This window comes from Serratia sp. CY47444 (assembly GCF_052168635.1).
GTDB lineage: Bacteria > Pseudomonadota > Gammaproteobacteria > Enterobacterales > Enterobacteriaceae > Serratia > Serratia bockelmannii.
In genome coordinates, this window is record NZ_JBJNMH010000015.1 from 41,223 (window position 1) to 57,674 (window position 16,452).

16 protein-coding genes and 2 tRNA genes are annotated in these 16,452 nt (G+C 57.5%); 11 read left to right on the plus strand and 7 right to left on the minus strand.

Annotation, left to right across the window (positions count from 1 at the left end):
* Positions 1–94 precede the first annotated feature (94 nt).
* Positions 95–511 (plus strand): VOC family protein, encoded by a 417-nt coding sequence (locus ACJ8IL_RS18255; protein WP_025303633.1) that lies wholly within the window; start codon positions 95–97, stop codon positions 509–511.
* Here the strand turns inward: ACJ8IL_RS18255 and ACJ8IL_RS18260 are convergent.
* Entirely contained in the window at positions 505–1,083 is a 579-nt protein-coding gene (locus tag ACJ8IL_RS18260; RefSeq protein WP_049203662.1) for a TetR/AcrR family transcriptional regulator, read from the minus strand. The two genes, ACJ8IL_RS18255 and ACJ8IL_RS18260, sit on opposite strands and share 7 nt — an antisense overlap.
* A gap of 107 nt (positions 1,084–1,190) precedes the next feature.
* On the opposite strand from ACJ8IL_RS18260, the gene ACJ8IL_RS18265 reads away from it, so the two are divergent.
* The 4 genes from ACJ8IL_RS18265 to ACJ8IL_RS18280 all read left to right on the plus strand — a co-directional run bounded on the left by ACJ8IL_RS18265 (position 1,191) and on the right by ACJ8IL_RS18280 (position 2,441).
* Positions 1,191–1,658 carry a nuclear transport factor 2 family protein gene (locus tag ACJ8IL_RS18265; protein WP_197770281.1) on the plus strand — a complete coding sequence of 156 codons (468 nt, stop codon included), beginning with the start codon at positions 1,191–1,193 and terminating at the stop codon, positions 1,656–1,658.
* Between the two features lie 126 nt (positions 1,659–1,784).
* Positions 1,785–2,114, plus strand: coding sequence for an osmotically-inducible lipoprotein OsmE (osmE, locus tag ACJ8IL_RS18270; protein WP_025303630.1), 330 nt, complete (start codon positions 1,785–1,787; stop codon positions 2,112–2,114).
* 157 nt (positions 2,115–2,271) lie between these two features.
* Positions 2,272–2,359, plus strand: a tRNA-Ser gene (locus ACJ8IL_RS18275).
* 6 nt (positions 2,360–2,365) lie between these two features.
* Positions 2,366–2,441, plus strand: a tRNA-Thr gene (locus ACJ8IL_RS18280).
* 225 nt (positions 2,442–2,666) lie between these two features.
* On the opposite strand, the gene ACJ8IL_RS18285 is transcribed toward ACJ8IL_RS18280, so the two are convergent.
* Positions 2,667–2,909: a DinI family protein gene (locus ACJ8IL_RS18285; RefSeq protein ID WP_025303629.1), complete on the minus strand. Its 243-nt coding sequence runs from the start codon at positions 2,907–2,909 to the stop codon at positions 2,667–2,669.
* An 871-nt stretch (positions 2,910–3,780) separates the two neighbouring features.
* On the opposite strand from ACJ8IL_RS18285, the gene ACJ8IL_RS18290 reads away from it, so the two are divergent.
* The gene (locus tag ACJ8IL_RS18290) at positions 3,781–4,434 is read left to right on the plus strand and encodes a helix-turn-helix domain-containing protein (protein WP_043136493.1); all 654 of its coding nucleotides are present in this window, start codon (positions 3,781–3,783) and stop codon (positions 4,432–4,434) included.
* Entirely contained in the window at positions 4,435–4,923 is a 489-nt protein-coding gene (locus tag ACJ8IL_RS18295; protein ID WP_043136490.1) for a hypothetical protein, read from the plus strand.
* Here the strand turns inward: ACJ8IL_RS18295 and ACJ8IL_RS18300 are convergent.
* The 4 genes from ACJ8IL_RS18300 to ttrS form a co-directional block, all read right to left on the minus strand.
* On the minus strand, positions 4,916–5,647 hold the full coding sequence (locus tag ACJ8IL_RS18300) for a metallophosphoesterase family protein (RefSeq protein WP_442516721.1): 732 nt from the start codon (positions 5,645–5,647) through the stop codon (positions 4,916–4,918). The genes ACJ8IL_RS18295 and ACJ8IL_RS18300 overlap by 8 nt on opposite strands.
* Before the next feature lie 17 nt (positions 5,648–5,664).
* Positions 5,665–6,327 carry a VUT family protein gene (locus ACJ8IL_RS18305; RefSeq protein ID WP_025303625.1) on the minus strand — a complete coding sequence of 221 codons (663 nt, stop codon included), beginning with the start codon at positions 6,325–6,327 and terminating at the stop codon, positions 5,665–5,667.
* Positions 6,328–6,667: 340 nt separating this feature from the next.
* A complete protein-coding gene (gene ttrR / locus ACJ8IL_RS18310) occupies positions 6,668–7,267 on the minus strand; it encodes a tetrathionate respiration response regulator TtrR (protein WP_164100099.1) in 600 nt (199 codons plus the stop codon).
* Entirely contained in the window at positions 7,239–8,960 is a 1,722-nt protein-coding gene (ttrS, locus tag ACJ8IL_RS18315; protein ID WP_236689672.1) for a tetrathionate respiration histidine kinase TtrS, read from the minus strand. The genes ttrR and ttrS overlap by 29 nt, the downstream gene beginning before the upstream one ends.
* A 228-nt stretch (positions 8,961–9,188) precedes the next feature.
* On the opposite strand from ttrS, the gene ttrB reads away from it, so the two are divergent.
* The 3 genes from ttrB to ttrA are packed head-to-tail and all read left to right on the plus strand — an operon-like array spanning position 9,189 to position 14,012.
* Positions 9,189–9,926: a tetrathionate reductase subunit TtrB gene (gene ttrB / locus ACJ8IL_RS18320; RefSeq protein WP_049208488.1), complete on the plus strand. Its 738-nt coding sequence runs from the start codon at positions 9,189–9,191 to the stop codon at positions 9,924–9,926.
* Positions 9,923–10,948: a tetrathionate reductase subunit TtrC gene (gene ttrC, locus ACJ8IL_RS18325; protein ID WP_149570604.1), complete on the plus strand. Its 1,026-nt coding sequence runs from the start codon at positions 9,923–9,925 to the stop codon at positions 10,946–10,948. The genes ttrB and ttrC overlap by 4 nt, the downstream gene beginning before the upstream one ends.
* Positions 10,941–14,012, plus strand: coding sequence for a tetrathionate reductase subunit TtrA (gene ttrA, locus ACJ8IL_RS18330; protein ID WP_442516722.1), 3,072 nt, complete (start codon positions 10,941–10,943; stop codon positions 14,010–14,012). Before ttrC ends, ttrA begins: the two co-directional genes overlap by 8 nt.
* A 49-nt stretch (positions 14,013–14,061) precedes the next feature.
* Here the strand turns inward: ttrA and ACJ8IL_RS18335 are convergent, their stop codons facing one another.
* Positions 14,062–14,970, minus strand: coding sequence for a LysR family transcriptional regulator (locus ACJ8IL_RS18335; protein WP_049294871.1), 909 nt, complete (start codon positions 14,968–14,970; stop codon positions 14,062–14,064).
* A gap of 125 nt (positions 14,971–15,095) precedes the next feature.
* Between ACJ8IL_RS18335 and mhbT the strand changes: the two genes are divergently transcribed.
* Complete coding sequence (gene mhbT / locus ACJ8IL_RS18340) at positions 15,096–16,445, plus strand: 3-hydroxybenzoate transporter MhbT (protein ID WP_025303618.1); 1,350 nt, start codon at positions 15,096–15,098, stop codon at positions 16,443–16,445.
* Positions 16,446–16,452 lie beyond the last annotated feature (7 nt).

Here is a 16,452-nt window from a genome sequence, read left to right on the forward strand (position 1 = left end):
AAAAAGCACGGATTGATCCGCTATCGGCACGGGAAGTACCGTGGTTTTCCTCCTCTAAGCCTACGCTGTCAGTACAGAAAAAGAGGGGGATGATATGGAACTCAAGATCGACAAGGTGATCGAAACGGTGCTGTACGTCAGCGATATTGAACGCGCGGACGCTTTTTACCGGGAGGTGCTGAAACTGCCGGCGATGGTCGCTAACGAACGGTTTCGCGCCTATAACGTCGGCGATCGAAGCGTACTGTTGCTGTTTATCGAGGGCGACTCGCTGCGCGGGGCGCACTATCCTACCGGGTTTATTCCTGCGCACGATGGCGTGGGGCCAGCGCATATCGGGCTGGCGGTGGCGAAAGCGCAACTGCCACACTGGGAACGGCATCTGACGGCCAACGGCGTGGAGATTGAGGGGCGGATGCGCTGGGAACACGGCGGGGAGAGTATTTATTTTCGCGATCCCGACGCCCACCTGTTAGAACTGGTGACGCCGGGCATCTGGGCCAATTACTGATCGAACCCGCCTTGTGCCAGCAACGCCAGAGCGGCATTCAGCACCTGCAGCGCCGCCTGCGGTTGCCGCTCTATCTGCACTCTGACGATGGCGCCGTCGATCAGCATCGCCAGCATTGCTGCCTGCTGTTCCTGCTGTGGGCCGGCGGGCAGGTGACGTGCCAGTTCCTCCGCCATTTGCCGCTTATGCCGGCTGGCGATGTGCAGGCTTTCCGGCAGCAGATCGGCGATTTCCACCGCCGTATTGATAAATGCGCAGCCGCGAAAGCGCGGTTCGTCGAACCACTCCGCCAGGCAGGGCGCCAACGCCGGCAGCAGCCCACCGGTTTGCGCCACATGATGGGCCAGCGATGTGCTGAACCAGGTGAGCCACTGCTGATGGCGATAGGTCAAAAACGCCGTAATTAAATCATTCTTGCTGGGAAAGTGGCGATAGAAGGTCACCTTGGTCACGCCCGATTCTTTGATGATGCGATCGATGCCGGTGGCGCGGATCCCTTCTTGATAAAACAGATCGTGCGCCGTCAGCAGGATACGCTGGCGGGCGGGTAAGGCGTTGAGATCGGCGGTCATCATTTTCTCCCTGGCTATTTCCGAGTCATTGTAGACAACTCTGTCTACATGCGCTAGCGTAATGATGTAGACAGAGTTGTCTACACGCCTTCACTCAGGAGATAAACATGAGCATTAAACCCCCATTGCCGCCTTTTACCCGCGAATCCGCTATCAAGAAGGTGCGGCTGGCGGAGGATGCCTGGAATAGCCGCGATCCCGAACGTGTATCGCAGGTGTATTCCCTCGATACCCACTGGCGTAACCGCGCGGAATTTGTCGATGGGCGCGCGGCGGTGGTCGGCTTTTTGCAACGCAAGTGGGCGAAAGAACTGGAGTATCGGCTGATTAAGGAGCTGTGGGCGTTTGACGGCGCGCGCATCGCGGTGCGTTTTGCCTATGAATGGCGCGACGATTCCGGCAACTGGTATCGCAGCTTCGGCAATGAGAACTGGGAGTTCAATCAGGAGGGGCTGATGATCAACCGTCACGCCTGCATCAACGACATGCCGATCCGCGAACAGGATCGGCGTTTTCATTGGCCGCTCGGCCGGCGCCCGGACGATGTCCCGGCCCTGAGCGATTTCGGTTTTTGAATCTGATGGGATGCTGCGATGGCCTTTTGAGAGCAAAAGCGCACCGATCGACAAAGGGGAATTTGTAGAAAAGCCTTCCCGCTTCTAGACTTAGGGAACAACAAATGCACTCCAAGAGGACAAGCTATGACGAAGAAGTTGGTTTTGGCCGTCGGCACTGCGGCGGTATTCTCCATTCTTGCCGGTTGTACCACCTATGATCGCGCAGCCAGCTATGTCAATGAGCCGGTGGTCAGCGATGTCAAAGTAGGGATGACCAAGCAGCAGGTGCGGGCTATCGCGGGTCCACCGTCGACCACTGCCACACTCGTTCATGCGCAGGGCACCTGCGACACCTATGCGGTGGCGCCGCGCGACGGCAAGGTGCAAACCTACTTTGTCAGCTACAACGACACGGGCCATGTCATGAACAAGGGCTATCAAACCTGTTCAGACTACGATTCTCAGCCGAAATAATCGCGTTTCGGCCGACCAAAAAAGCCTCGCTTGCGCGGGGCTTTTCATTTTTTAAGCGTTTAAGGCCTGAAGTTTAGGCAACTGCACCGGTTGTGCCATTTTTTTGCATCAAAACGATAGACATTTCATAACGGTATCGCTAATATCAGCGCCCATTGGAAGGATGGCCGAGTGGTTTAAGGCAACGGTCTTGAAAACCGTCGAGTGTAACAGCTCCCAGAGTTCGAATCTCTGTCCTTCCGCCAAATTCAGCCGGCTTAGCTCAGTAGGTAGAGCAACTGACTTGTAATCAGTAGGTCACCAGTTCGATTCCGGTAGCCGGCACCATGACAGAGGCCCCAGCAGCGATGCTGGGGCTTTTTGTTATGGTATTGGTGCGCTAGAAAAGTGCACACTGCAGCAGTGCGCGCTTCGAATAGCATCGATATTAACATTAACCAACCGATAACCGGATGGGGGAGGCACGGCGTCAATCCCATTAGCCAAGGGCTGAACGTTTGCATATACTGGCGGAAATATAGCCGGTGGGCGAGTCCGGCTATCAGACAGGGTTCAAATATCAGTGACCAGCCACTGATCCGCTTCTTCGAACATCTCTTCCAACATTCGGTTCAGCTTCTCACGATCGCTTTTGCTGGCGTCGGAGTTCAGGCCGTTGGCCTGCATCGGCTTCACGCGCACCTCCGCCTCCGGGAACAGCACATGCACGCGTTTTTCCAGCTCGTTGCGAATAATCTCGGCGGCGTTGGGTAGCCCAGCGACGTTGCGCTTGTCGTACACTAATTCTACAAACATGACTCACCTGTAAACACTGATTTAATGTACAGTATTCTGGCCTGAGGAAGGCGGGTTGGCAAGAGGGGGGCGCAATTTTGCATAAGGCGTTTATTCTTACTTGCGCAGCGGGCTGCCAAGCCTGCCACTGAATCTTTTCTTTACGTCTGGCCAGTGGTCTGCATTTTCCTCGCTCACTTCGTGCGTGAATATTCAAAGGGCACGATTATCCTCCGCAACCTACATTCTTCTCCCTTACTAATCAGTATGTAAGGCGGTGGCGTCGGGCTGGGGGCTCCCTGGTGTTGGGGGCCCGACGCCACCTTTCTGGTCGCCGTTCTTGGCATAATATCGATCAATGCAGGTATGCGCCGGAACTCGGCGCTACGGGCGCTGACGCAGCTTCTTCGCGTTCTGACAGAGAAAAAATCCCGAGTGTTGGCCAATGGTCGCTCGATGAGCGATGAATAAAGCACTCATCTCATTTCCTTTAAAATTATCGAACCGGGATGCGATTTGCTCTCCAGGTTGGCTTCTGTGCGTTAAATTGCTGCGGGGTTAATGTTTAGCATTTTGGGTTTCTCCTGCGTCGGCTATGGCGTGAATGCGATGAAGATATCCCGGGCGTTGTAAAGCGCCTCTGATGTTTGATGAACGGGCATATGAGTTAGCCTGTGCAGACAGCATTTTTATAAGTAAATTGAATCATTTAAAAGGCAGCCAGTCATGTTCGGCAAGACCGGTGATTCACAATAAAATTATTATATTACAATGTATTGTATTTATATTTCGTATACCAAAGGCCCCGAGTCATTGTCATAGCCACCCTAGAAGTGGTTTAATGTTTTTAATTCACTTTAATGACACTAAAGTATAGGTTTAAAACATTATAATGCAACCAAACAACATTAAAATATCAGAAGAAAATGGTATGTCATTGAAAATGATAGGTGAAAACCTTACTTACCTCATGCGCATGCACGGGATTGACGCCAGTCGGTTGAGCAGCGAAACAGGGATAGGTATTGCCACGATCAATAATCTGAGGAAAGGCGTGGGAAATCCCACGATCTCTACGCTTGCGTCCATTGGTGAATTTTTCAGCGTAAAAGTAGGGGAGCTGACTGACAAGGATTTAAGCGTCACGGGAGAGGCCAAACACAATGTGAGATCGCTTCCACTCATTAGCTACAGCGATGTAGAACGTTTTCTGGCCAACACGATCAGAACGGCAGATACCTATACGACAGAAGTCGATGACATGACGGACGATTCGCTGTTTGTGGTAGAGATAACGAATAATTCACTGTCGCCTGAATTAGACCGTGGAACGTATTGTGTGATCTCGCTCAAGGAGCCATTTTGCGATGGCGATATCGTCCTGGTTAAGCTGAAAAATTACCCAATATGCTTAAGGCGAGTTTTTGTTTCCGACGGCGACTTGTTGTTTACAAACATCTCATTAGATTCAGATAGCAGTGTGAAGTCCTATAGCGATTATGCGATCGTCGGTGTTCTATTGAAAACGATAAAGAGGCTGAAATAAATGGACTTATTTAACATAATGAGAAGGTTAAGAAAAATATACTCTCCCAGTTACCTCTATACGTTAGATCGTAGCGTGATCCGAACGGCGGATGGATATTGGCTTTTCAAAGAGTTTGGCACCCATACTTTCGTGAAAAAAAACTGGGGGCAACTCATCGAGGGCGATTTTCTCAGGCATGTTAACCCGAAAGATATCGCTTTTATCGCCGAGACCGAATCTAAAATAAAAATCGCCTCGGCCAAACTGTCGATTCATGAAGAGAAACGAAACTGTATGTGGACGTTGAAAAACGATGTTGACTCGATATCAATATCAGGGGCGGATTTTCTAAGGGATCGCGATCTTGTCGACAAAACCGAGTCCTTGGATGCGACGAAAATAGCCTTCTATGCCGGGGTAAAGGAAGGCAGAGCACTCTCTGCCTCATTGAAAAATGCTAAGAAAAGCGACAGGTCTAAAAAAACAATACTGACGTTGATTAAATAAACCAGGGTTCGACGTGAATATGCTCATCGAACGTAATCACGCTGAAAGCCGAATTGTCTATGCTGCTGACACCGCTTGTGCCGTTCTTCCATTGCGAACAAATCGCCGGGGAAACAGAGACTAAGGTTTCCCCCAGCTTTCTTTGGAATAGCGTATGTGCATGGCCTGAGCCGATAAACTTAACGTTTAATCGTTGGCAGAGGCTCAAAAACTCCTCGGCATTGTTTAACATACAGCTATCAACAATCGGGGTGCCTACCGGAATAGGATGATGATGCAAGAAGACGGCGACCTTTTTATTGTCACTTGCGACGATGGCTTTTTCAAGCGTGTCGAGCGATTGCGTCGAGATTCTGCCGAAATCTTCATTATCAACCACCGAGTCGATGCTGAGTATGCGCCATTCGTCATCTTCAAACGAGTTTATATCGTAGCTGCCACCCTGCTTACGGGCTGCATCGTCCAGGTTCTTTTTGTTGTCGTGGTTGCCTGGGAAAAAATAGAAAGGTAAGGAAGTGCGGTTCATTATCTTAAAGAAGCGCTCATAAGAGGGGATATCGCCATCATGAGAGATGTCACCCGTCACAATGATTAAGTCGGCATTGATTTTATCGGCATTGGCATTAATGAAGTCAATGGCCCTGTCGAAATTAGCAAGATGCTTCGAAGCCAGCGCGCTTTCATTAGGCATAATATGTATGTCGCTAATCTGAATTACTTTCATGCGAGACCCTGTTGATATTACTTAAATGGATTGTATGAGGTGCCCCAATCATAATGATCGGTGTTTTCTATCTTCTTCACCCACTCGACTAAGGCGATGGCGAGCGGCAGTAATACAATAGAGACGACAACTTTATAAGACCACGTCGTGCTTATGATATTAACCAACTCCATGAAGGTGTATTTTCCTGAAAGACTGATCGGATAGGCTGTCAGCAACAGGGCGGCCTGTGTAGACATGGAGCCAACAATATATCGGATAAAGAAGTATTTGCCGGAGAAGATAATCTTCATCTTTGAAATAATAAAACCATTGACGAAATAAGCGACCGGAACGGACACCCAGGTGCCTATCATGACTCGCCAGAATTCATGGTATAAAGAATAATAGTGTGTGGCGATATCGTTGTTTTCTGGCTGAATAACGGCTGAGAGATTAAGTATTATGACATATAAGCTTTGGCAGAACACCATGATCCATATTGCTCTTACCGACAATTTATAGCCATAAACCTCAGTCAGCAATGTGGATATCAAGAAACACAAGGAGAATACAATGCCGCTTGCCGTTATTTTAAAACCATAGATATCAAAGACCTTATAAACCAACGTGTCGCAGGTGATCATAATGGTCACCGTCAGGCCAACAAAAAGGCCATAGAGCTTGAGATTTCCTTGCATTTTTATTCCTTATTTAGTCCGTGTTCTTCTGTTATTCATAATCCATACTTATTTAAAACGTCAACCGGGCGGTCAGATAGTGGCGTAATGATGCTCGAGCCATGTCACATGGACATCATCTCTCTTTATTCAAAACAACGCCTCTCCTTTCCCTCACGGGGTTCCTGAAGGCGAAAGCGCTACGCTGGGTTTTGCGGAGAATGCTGATAGCCTGTTGGTTGAGAAAAGGTGATTCTACCGTAATTCATTAATATTTCTAATAAATATATTGCCTGGATCGCGCTGTGTCAATCAAGGAAAGAGGAATACGGGACGTTAGCTTGATGAGGGCTTTATGCATTCACTCCCGGGGCGTGGGCGGCAGAGCCTGCAGCTGAATCACCAATTCCGCCAGGCTGGCGGCCTGCATTTTCTCCATCACTTTTGCCCGGTGAACCTCTACGGTGCGCAGGGCGATATTCAGCCGCTCCGCCATTTCCCGATTCATCATGCCCCGCACCACCAGCTGCGCGATGTCGCGTTCTTTCGGCGTGAGCGTGCGGTAGCGGCCGCAAGTTTCATGGCGCTGCTGGGCTTTGGCCGAGACCTGCTGTGCCCGTTCGAGGGCGGCGATCAGCGGTTCTGCGGCGATCGGTTTTTGCAGGAAATCCACCGCGCCGTACTTCATCTGCTCCACCGCCATCGGCACGTCGCCATGGCCGGACAGGAACACCACCGCCAGCGTACTACCGCGGCGGCGCAGTTCCCCGTAAACCTGGTGGCCGTCAAGTTTCGGCATCCGCATGTCCAGCAAGACGATCCCGGTCTGAAACAGGTCGGCCTGGGTCAGAAAGCCGGTGCTGTCATTCCAGCACTGCACGTTGTGACCGAAGCTGGTCAGCAAAAAATGGCAGGCGTCGGTGACGGCGGCGTCATCGTCCACCAGATGAATTAGCGACATGGTTTTCCTCATCGTTCAATATGAAATGCAGCGTTATGCACAGCCCATTGCGGCTGTCGGGGGCGGGGCGGTTAGCCAGGCGGATTTCGCCGCCGCCGTAGCGGGCCAGGCGCCGGCAAATGGCTAACCCCAGCCCCATGCCGCCGGCTTTGGTGGTGTTGAAGGGGCGAAAAGCCTGTTCCAGCCCGGCCGTTGTCATGCCGCCCGCGTTGTCCTGCAGATGCAACTCGATCGCCCGTTCGCTCTGGACGGCGGAAAGCCAGACGGCGTTGGCTCCGGCCTGCGCCGCATTCAGCAGCAGGTTCGCCAGCAACTGTTCCAGCAGCGCCGGCGGCAGGGTTAGCGTCAGCGAAGGCGCCACGTTGTTGAACAGTTTCAGGTCGGGATAGCGCTGCGTCAGGCGCAGCAGCGTCCACACTCGCTCGGCGGTTTCGCTTACCGCCGCGGGTCGCCAGCGTGTTTGGTCTATCGCCTCAGCGGTGGGCTGCACCCACTGGCGCAGGTTATGAATTGTCTCGCCGCCGCGCTGCGCCTGTCGGTCGATATTTTCCAACGGACCCAACAGCGGATGCCCGGCGTCCGTTTTGCGCAGTTGGATCAGGCATCCCTGCGCATAAAGGCGAATAGCCGCCAACGGTTGATTGAGCTCGTGCGCGAAGCCGGAGGCCATTTCCCCCAGCACGTTCAGCTGCCTGGCGTTCTCCAGCGCCTGCTCCTGCCGCCGCAGTTGCTCTCCGGCATGGAGCAACTGCCGCCCGCGCCGGCGTACCAGCAGCGCGATCCAGATATGGTTGACGATCAACAGCGCCAGCACCGCCAGCGACAGGCCGACGGCCGTCTGATGCTGGATCAGCCAGCTCTTGATATCCAGCCACAGCCGCCGCTGTTCCGGGTGTTGATTGACGGCGCGCAGCAAGGCTTCCACCTCGCTGGTCGAGACCGGTGCGCCCCATTGAAAGGGAGACTGCGGAGGTGCGGTCAGCAAGGCTCTTGCCACCGCATCCACCAGTGAGTTATCCAGGCCGGGCAGGGCGGCGAACGACCAGTTGGGGTAAAGTGGCGTGCTGCTGACACAGGGAACCGATGTGGGCCGTTGCAACAGCGGGCGAAAATCCGCCGGGTTGATCAGGCCTTCTCGATCCATTTTCTCCAGCAGGCAGACGGGGACGATGGCGGCCTGAATGGCGCGCTCGCGCAACAGATAGAGCAGGGCATCGGCAGGGAAACCGGTAAAGCGCAGGTGGAAATCGCGATCGGGCCGCATACCGGCATCGCTGAGCGCCTTATAGCCGGTCAGATAGCCGCCGAAGGCCTGCGGATCGATGGCGCCCAGCGTTTTGCCCATCAGCGCCTGCGGCGTCGTGATGCCGCTGTCGCGCCGCACCAGAATCACGCTGCCGATGATGTTGCCCGTTGCCCGATCGCCGTTGGCGGCGCGCAATGATGCCAGCCAGCGCAGATGATAGCGGCTGTTCAACTGCACGAACTGCGCCGGATTAGTGACCACGAACTGCACGCTGCCCCGATTGACCGCTTCGCGCATCTGCGTCAGATCGAGCGGCTGCAGGCGGAAGCGCTCACCGCCGACACTGCCGTTGAGGCTGTCGATCAGCGGCTGCCAGTCACGCGCGGTCGCCGCATCGCCGCGCATCGCCAGCACGCCGACCGACCACTCTCCCGCCTGTGCCGCCATCCCCCAACCGAGACTGAACAGCAGTAATAACACGACCCTCACAGCCCCTCCTGATGGGCAATTTGCCTGCCGCCACTTGTTTTAGATCAACGTTGGGGCCGGTATGTGGTTAACCACAATAGAGCGCCATCGATGCCATTTTTACACTGTAAATCATCGACATTGTTTATTCATCTAACGGGCATCAATAGCGTGATCGGGGTGATGCCCAGGGCGTGGGAGAGGCGCATGGACTTCAGTAAACGGCAGTTTTTGCAGCAGCTGGGCGTGTTGACGGCGGGGGCTTCGCTGATCCCCGTGGCGGAGGCCGGGCTGACGTTAGCGCCGACGCGGCGCGAGGGGGATGCGAGCCGCCGCTACGCGATGCTGATCGATCTGCGGCGCTGCGTCGGGTGCCAGGCCTGTACCGTGAGCTGCGCCATTGAAAACCAGACGCCGCACGGCGAGTTTCGCACCACGGTAAACCAGTACCAGGTCAGCCTCGAAGGTGAAGCGGTGGCGACCAACGTGCTGCTGCCCAGGCTGTGCAACCACTGCGACAACCCACCCTGCGTGCCGGTGTGCCCGGTACAGGCCACTTTCCAGCGTGAGGACGGGATCGTGGTGATCGACAACACGCGCTGCGTGGGGTGTGCCTATTGCGTGCAGGCCTGCCCGTACGATGCCCGCTTTATCAATCACGCCACCCAAACGGCGGACAAATGCACCTTCTGCGTGCATCGGCTGGAGGCGGGATTGTTGCCGGCGTGCGTGGAGTCGTGCGTGGGCGGGGCGCGGATCATCGGCGATATGCGCGATCCGCACAGCACGCTGAGCAAGATGCTGCGGCGCCACGAGGCCGAGATCAACGTCCTCAAGCCGGAGAACCAAACCGCGCCCCATGTGTTTTATCTGGGGCTGGATGACGCCTTCGTCACTCCGCTGCCGGGGCGGGCGCAGGTCGCCTTATGGGGGGAGGGACGATGAGTCGCCAACTGATGATCGCAGAAGTGCTGGGCCAACCGCAGGCGGTGAGCTGGCTGCCGTGGGCCGTGCAATATTTCTTCTTTATCGGCATCGCTGCCTGTGCTGCGCTGCTGGCCTGCGTGTGGCGCTGGCGCGGTGGAGAAAACGCCGCGCATCTGGAGCGCATGGCGCTGTTTATTGGGCTGACGTGCGCCATCACCGCACCGCTGGCGCTGACCGCCGACCTGCATCAAACCGCCCGCTTCTGGCATTTCTACGCCTACCCGACGCCCTGGTCGTGGATGCCGTGGGGCGCGCTGTTCTTGCCGCTCTTTACCCTGCTGATCGGCCTGTGGTTTCTCGCTCTCGAATTTGCGCGGCTGACGGGCAGGCCGGTTGCGCTGCTGCGTGGGATTGCGCCCGCCTGCGCGCTGGTGGCTATCGGCCTGCTGTTGTACACCGGGCGTGAGGTTTCCGTCGTGCGTGCCCGCCCAATCTGGTTCAGCTACGCATTTCCGATCGTGATGTTCCTCAGCGCGCTGCAGGCGCTCTTGGCCTTGCTGCTGCTGACATTGCGCGAACGGCCCGGTCTGCAGGCGCCGCTGGCGCGCGGGATGCTGCTGACGTTACTGCTGCTCGGCGGGGCGATCCTGCTGTGGGTATGCGGCGATACGTTATCCGGCGCGGCGGTACGCCACTGGCTGCAGACGCAGGCGATGGCGCGCCGGTATGCCGTGGGATGGATTGCGCTGTGGGGGCTGACGCTGGCGTGCGCCGCTTGGGCCGGTTCTCGGCGCTTGCCGCGCGGCGGTACGACGCTGCTGGTGGCCGGCGCACTGGGGCTGAGTTGGCTGATGCGCTGGACGCTGTTGATCGAGGTGCAAACCATCCCGAAATACAACGCGACGTATTCCCCTTATAGCCTGCCGCTCGGCACCGATGGCTTGCTGGCGATCGTCGGCACTTTCGGGTTGTGGCTGGCGTTAATGATCATGGTGCGTGAAGCACAGGCGTTTTTACTGCGGAGAAAACAACATGGCTAAACTCACCCGGCGTCAGTGGTTGAAAGTGGGCCTGGCCTTCGGCGGATTGTCCGCCTTTGGCCTGAGCTATCGCGAGGTCGCCAAACGGGCGATCGACGGCTTGATTCACGGCACTTCAGGGCGGGTAACCCTGGATCGCATCAACGGCAACTCCCTGCCGCCCGAAGGGCGGGCAAGGCCGGAATGGCAAGGCAATCCGCAGCAGGCCATCTCGATGACCCAGTGTTTCGGCTGCTGGACGCAATGCGGCGTGCGGGTGCGGGTGGACAGGCAGACCGATCGGGTATTGCGCATTGCCGGCAACCCTTATCATCCGCTGTCTCAGGAACGGCACGTCGACTCGGCCTTGCCGCTGCAGGACGCGTTGGCGCAGCTGGGCGGCGAAAGCGGCCTCGACGCCCGTTCCACCGCCTGCGCGCGTGGCGCCACGCTGCTGGAAGGGCTTTACAGCCCGCTGCGCGTGCTGGAGCCGATGAAGCGCGTCGGCAAACGCGGCGAGGGCAAGTGGCAGCGCATCAGCTTTGAGCAGTTGATCGCTGAAGTGGTGGAAGGCGGCGATCTGTTCGGCGAGGGGCATGTGGAGGGCCTGCGGGCGATCCGCGATCTGGAGACGCCGATCGATGCCCGACAGCCGGGGCTGGGGCCGAAAGCCAATCAGCTGCTGGTGACCAACGCCGGTGACGATGGGCGCGACGGCTTCCTGCGGCGTTTCGCTCAGAACAGTTTCGGCAGCAAAAACTTCGGCGCGCACGGCGCTTACTGCGGGCTGGCCTACCGTGCCGGTTCCGGTGCGCTGATGAACGATCTGGACAAAAATCCGCACGTAAAACCCGACTGGGAACAGGTCGAATTCGCGCTGTTTATGGGGACCTCGCCGGCACAGTCCGGCAACCCGTTCAAGCGCCAGGCTCGGCAACTGGCCAGCGCCAGATTGCGCAGCGAGTTCCGTTATGCGGTAGTGGCGCCGGCGCTGCCACTGACCACCACATTGGCGGACGATCATGGCCATTGGATCCCGATATTGCCGGGCACCGACTCGGCGCTGGCGATGGCAATGATCCGTTGGGTCCTCGACCACCGGCGTTATCAGGCCGATTATCTCGCCATCCCGTCGGAGGTCGCCATGCAACGCGCCGGCGAGAAGAGCTGGACCAACGCCACGCATTTGGTGATCGCCGAGAGCGAGCATCCGCGGGCGGGGCAGCATCTGACGCTGGCCGATCTGAATGGCGCCGGGTCGGCGTCGCCGTTGGTGGTCAACGGCGCGGGGGAACTGGTGGCGGCCGAGGCGTGCGACAGCGCCGAGCTGTGGGTAAGCCGTACGGTGACGCTGCACGACGGCGTGCAGGTGGGGGTGAAAAGCGGCTTCCAGTGTTTGAAAGAGGCCGCCGACAAGCTGTCGCCGGAGGCGTACAGCCGGCAATGCGGCGTGCCGGTGGCACGCATCGCGGCACTGGCCGAGGCCTTTACCGCCCACGGGCGCAAGGCGGCGGTGATCGCCCATGGCGGGATGATGGCGGCAAACGGGTTTTACAATACCTGGTCGGTGATGATGCTTAACGTGCTGATCGGCAACCTGAGCCTGGCGGGAGGCGTGTTCGTCGGCGGCGGAAAATTCAACGGCTTCGCTGAGGGGCCGCGCTATAACCTGGTCGAGTTTCCCGGCCTGGTAAAACCGAAGGGCCTGAATATCGCGCGCAGCAAGGCCGCCTATGAAACCTCCGACGAGTACCGCGAAAAAGTGGCGGCGGGCGTTTCCCCCTGGCCGGCCAGGGCGCCCTGGTATCCGTTCGTCGCCGGGCAACTGACCGAGCTGCTGACATCGGCGTTGGCAGGGTATCCGTACGGGCTGAAAGCCTGGATCTCGAACATGACCAACCCCTTGTACGGTATCGCCGGGTTGCGTAGCGTGGCGGAGGAACGATTGAAAGATCCGGCGCGTTTGCCGCTGTTTATCGCTATCGATGCGTTTATCAACGAAACGACGGCGTTGGCCGACTATATCGTCCCGGACACCCATAATTTTGAGAGTTGGGGGTTCAGCGCCCCCTGGGGCGGCGTCGCCAGCAAGGCCACTACCGCGCGCTGGCCGATAGTGACGCCGGCGACCGCGAAAACGGCGCAAGGGCAGCCGATTTCCATGGAGGCGTTTTGCATCGCCGTCGCTAAACGCCTGGCGCTGCCGGGGTTCGGCGATCGCGCTATCGGCGACGGCCAGGGCGGGCTGTTGCCGCTCAACCGTGCCGAGGATTATTATCTGCGCGCCGCCGCCAACGTGGCGTTTGCCGGCAAGGCGCCGGTGCCGGCCGCGAGGGCGGACGAACTGACGCTGAGCGGTGTCGATCGCTTGTTGCCGCAGCTTGCGCAGACGCTGCGCGCCGATGAAATCGACCGCGTGGCGTTTATTTACAGCCGCGGCGGCCGCTTCGCCGATCACGACAGCGGCCGCCGCGACGGCAGCGTGGGCAACCGGTGGGAGAAACCGCTGCAGATCTGGAATGCGGAAGTGGCGCAGCACCGGCATGCGATCACCGGTGAGCGTTTCAGCGGCTGCCCCACCTGCTATCCGGCGCGTTTGTCGGACGGCCGCGCGGTGGAAGCGCTCTACCCTGAGCAGCAGTGGCCACTGCGCCTGATGTCCTTCAAATCCAACGTGATGAGCAGCTCCACCGCGGTGATCCGGCGCCTGCACGACGTGAAACCGGTGAACCTGGTGGCGCTGAATCCGGCAGACGGGGCTCGTTTCGGCATTCAACACGGCGACCGGGTACGTATCAGCACGCCGGGCGGCAGTCGAGAGGTGCGGATCAGTTTACTGGCGGGCGTGATGCCCGGCGTGATCGCGGTGGAACACGGCTACGGCCACCGGGAGATGGGGGCCAGTCAGCACTACCTGGACGGTGAACCGCTGGCGATGGATGAGCGCATTGCCGCCGGCATCAACCTCAACGATTTGGGCTTTGCCGATCCGACGCGCGAAGTGCCGAATACCTGGCTGGATTGGGTGACCGGAGCGGCGGTGCGTCAGGGGATCCCTGCGACCATCGTCAAGCTTTCCGCGTAGGCGCAGCCGTAATGGCCTGCTGTGGCAGCTGGTTTTACGGTGCGGGGGGTTAAGCCTGCGTCAGCAGCTGCAAAAAGCGGCTCAGCGCGGCAAAAGGCGGTTCGCTGTTGCGCCAGAAGACGCCCACGCTGCCTTTCTGCTCTATCTTCGGCAGATTCAGGATCGCCAGCTGCCCCTGGCTGGCATAACGCTGCGCCAGCCGTAGAGAAAGAATGGAGATCATATCGCTGCTTTGCAGCAGGTTGGTACTGACGTTCATGGATGCCGATTCAACCGTGTTTTCGGGCAGCATCACGCCGTTATCCGCCAGCGCATTATCAATGCTGAGGCGGATGGGCGTGCCGGTCGGCCAGACAATCCAGCGCCAGTGGGTGAGATCGTGCCAGGTGAGGGAGGCGGATTCCGCCAGCGGATGGTGAGGGCGGGCAACAAAGCATACCGGTTCGGTGTAGAGCACTTGATAGTTGAGCGGCAGTTGCAGCGCCCGCCCGCCAACGCGGCCCACGACGACGTCCACCGCGCCCGCGATCAGATCGTGCAGCAGCGGGGTCATCACCTTTTCCTCAATATTGAGATGCAGCGTCGGCATTTCCTGCAGCAGGCTCAATATGGCCTGCGAAACGCAGTCGGTGGCGACCGGCGAACAGCCGATTTTCAGGCTTCCCACCAGCCCGCCTTGCTTAAAGCGGGCGATTTCAGACTGCGAACGCTCCAGATCGTTGACCAAACGCTGCGCATGCTGAAGCAGCAGTTTCCCTCCCTCGGAGGGGCGCAGCCCTTTGCTATGCCGCTCAAACAGCGTGATCCCAATCTCATCTTCGAGCTGTGACAACCATTTTGACAGAGCGGGTTGGGAGATGTTCATCATCCGGGCAACGTGGGTCAGATTTCCCTGCTCACCCAACGCCACCAACATTTGCAGATGGTGAAGTTTCATTTTCTGCGCCCAGTTCGCCATTTGCTATAACCCTCCGGTTATGTCTCTGCCTGAAAAGCCATTGTACATTTTATCGCTAAGGATACAAATTCGTAACATACCTAAAACAAGACAGACATCTCCCTACCTGCACCGAGGCGCTCACTATGACTCAACGGCGTGATTTACAAGCACTGATCGATGCTGCTCCCATCGGTAAGACGCAGTGGCGCGTTATCATCTGCTGCTTTTTGGTGGTGATGTTCGATGGTTTTGACACCGCCGCCATTGGTTTCATCGCACCCGACATCCGTACCCAATGGCAACTGACCGCCGGCGAACTGGCACCGCTGTTTGGCGCGGGGTTGTTGGGATTGACGGCGGGCGCACTGCTTTGCGGCCCGCTTTCTGACCGCTTTGGCCGCAAGCGCGTCATCGAACTTTGCGTGGCGCTGTTTGGCACGCTGAGCCTGATTTCGGCCTTCTCCCCCGATATGCCAACGCTGGTCATTTTACGTTTTCTCACCGGCCTGGGGTTGGGGGGCGCGATGCCGAACACCATCACGATGACCTCTGAATATCTGCCTGCTCGCCGCCGTGGTGCGCTGGTCACGCTGATGTTCTGCGGTTTCACGCTCGGTTCAGCCCTGGGCGGGATCGTCAGCGCCCAACTGGTGCCGGTGATGGGGTGGCACGGCATTTTGGTGCTCGGAGGCGTTTTGCCGCTGATGCTCTTTGTGGTGCTGCTGTTTGCCCTGCCGGAATCCCCGCGCTGGCAGGTCCGCCGCCAACTGCCGCGCAAGGTGATTGCCAAAACGGTCAGCGGCATCACCCGAGAGTGCGATGAAGAGACCCATTTTTACCTCAACGAAGCCGCTACGGCGGCCAAAGGGAGCATCAGCCCGCTGTTTGCCGGCCGCCAGCTGCGCATTACTCTCATGCTCTGGGCGGTTTTTTTTATGAGCCTGTTGATTATCTATCTGCTCTCCAGTTGGATGCCGACGCTGCTTAACCATCGCGGTATAGATCTGCAGCATGCCTCTTGGGTGACCGCCGCTTTCCAGATGGGCGGAACGCTGGGGGCGCTGGGGCTGGGCGCGTTGATGGACAAATACAATCCCTTCCGGGTGTTAGCGGCGAGCTACGCCCTGGGCGCCGCGTGTATCGTCATGATTGGTCTGAGCGAGAACGGCCTGTGGCTGATGGCGCTGGCCATCTTCGGCACCGGCATCGGCATCAGCGGTTCGCAGGTTGGGCTGAATGCCTTGACCGCCACGCTCTATCCGACACAAAGCCGGGCGACCGGCGTCAGCTGGTCCAATGCCATTGGCCGCTGCGGCGCGATTGTCGGCTCGCTTGCCGGCGGCGTGATGATGGCGATGAATTTCTCATTCGATACGCTATTTTTCATTATTGCCGTGCCGGCGGCGATCAGTACGGTGATGTTAATGCTGCTGACGGCTGTCGTTCGCCAGTCTGCCCCAGCCCCTGATACGTTGCCTCGCGCAGCGTCGTGAATGAAAA

Coding starts and splice junctions, on each gene's coding strand:
- ACJ8IL_RS18255 (WP_025303633.1), top strand. CDS start 95: ATGGAACTCAAGATCGACAAGGTGATCGAAACGGTGCTGTACGTCAGC.
- ACJ8IL_RS18260 (WP_049203662.1), bottom strand. CDS start 1,083: ATGACCGCCGATCTCAACGCCTTACCCGCCCGCCAGCGTATCCTGCTG.
- ACJ8IL_RS18265 (WP_197770281.1), top strand. CDS start 1,191: ATGAGCATTAAACCCCCATTGCCGCCTTTTACCCGCGAATCCGCTATC.
- osmE (WP_025303630.1), top strand. CDS start 1,785: ATGACGAAGAAGTTGGTTTTGGCCGTCGGCACTGCGGCGGTATTCTCC.
- ACJ8IL_RS18285 (WP_025303629.1), bottom strand. CDS start 2,909: ATGTTTGTAGAATTAGTGTACGACAAGCGCAACGTCGCTGGGCTACCC.
- ACJ8IL_RS18290 (WP_043136493.1), top strand. CDS start 3,781: ATGCAACCAAACAACATTAAAATATCAGAAGAAAATGGTATGTCATTG.
- ACJ8IL_RS18295 (WP_043136490.1), top strand. CDS start 4,435: ATGGACTTATTTAACATAATGAGAAGGTTAAGAAAAATATACTCTCCC.
- ACJ8IL_RS18300 (WP_442516721.1), bottom strand. CDS start 5,647: ATGAAAGTAATTCAGATTAGCGACATACATATTATGCCTAATGAAAGC.
- ACJ8IL_RS18305 (WP_025303625.1), bottom strand. CDS start 6,327: ATGCAAGGAAATCTCAAGCTCTATGGCCTTTTTGTTGGCCTGACGGTG.
- ttrR (WP_164100099.1), bottom strand. CDS start 7,267: ATGTCGCTAATTCATCTGGTGGACGATGACGCCGCCGTCACCGACGCC.
- ttrS (WP_236689672.1), bottom strand. CDS start 8,960: ATGGCGGCACAGGCGGGAGAGTGGTCGGTCGGCGTGCTGGCGATGCGC.
- ttrB (WP_049208488.1), top strand. CDS start 9,189: ATGGACTTCAGTAAACGGCAGTTTTTGCAGCAGCTGGGCGTGTTGACG.
- ttrC (WP_149570604.1), top strand. CDS start 9,923: ATGAGTCGCCAACTGATGATCGCAGAAGTGCTGGGCCAACCGCAGGCG.
- ttrA (WP_442516722.1), top strand. CDS start 10,941: ATGGCTAAACTCACCCGGCGTCAGTGGTTGAAAGTGGGCCTGGCCTTC.
- ACJ8IL_RS18335 (WP_049294871.1), bottom strand. CDS start 14,970: ATGGCGAACTGGGCGCAGAAAATGAAACTTCACCATCTGCAAATGTTG.
- mhbT (WP_025303618.1), top strand. CDS start 15,096: ATGACTCAACGGCGTGATTTACAAGCACTGATCGATGCTGCTCCCATC.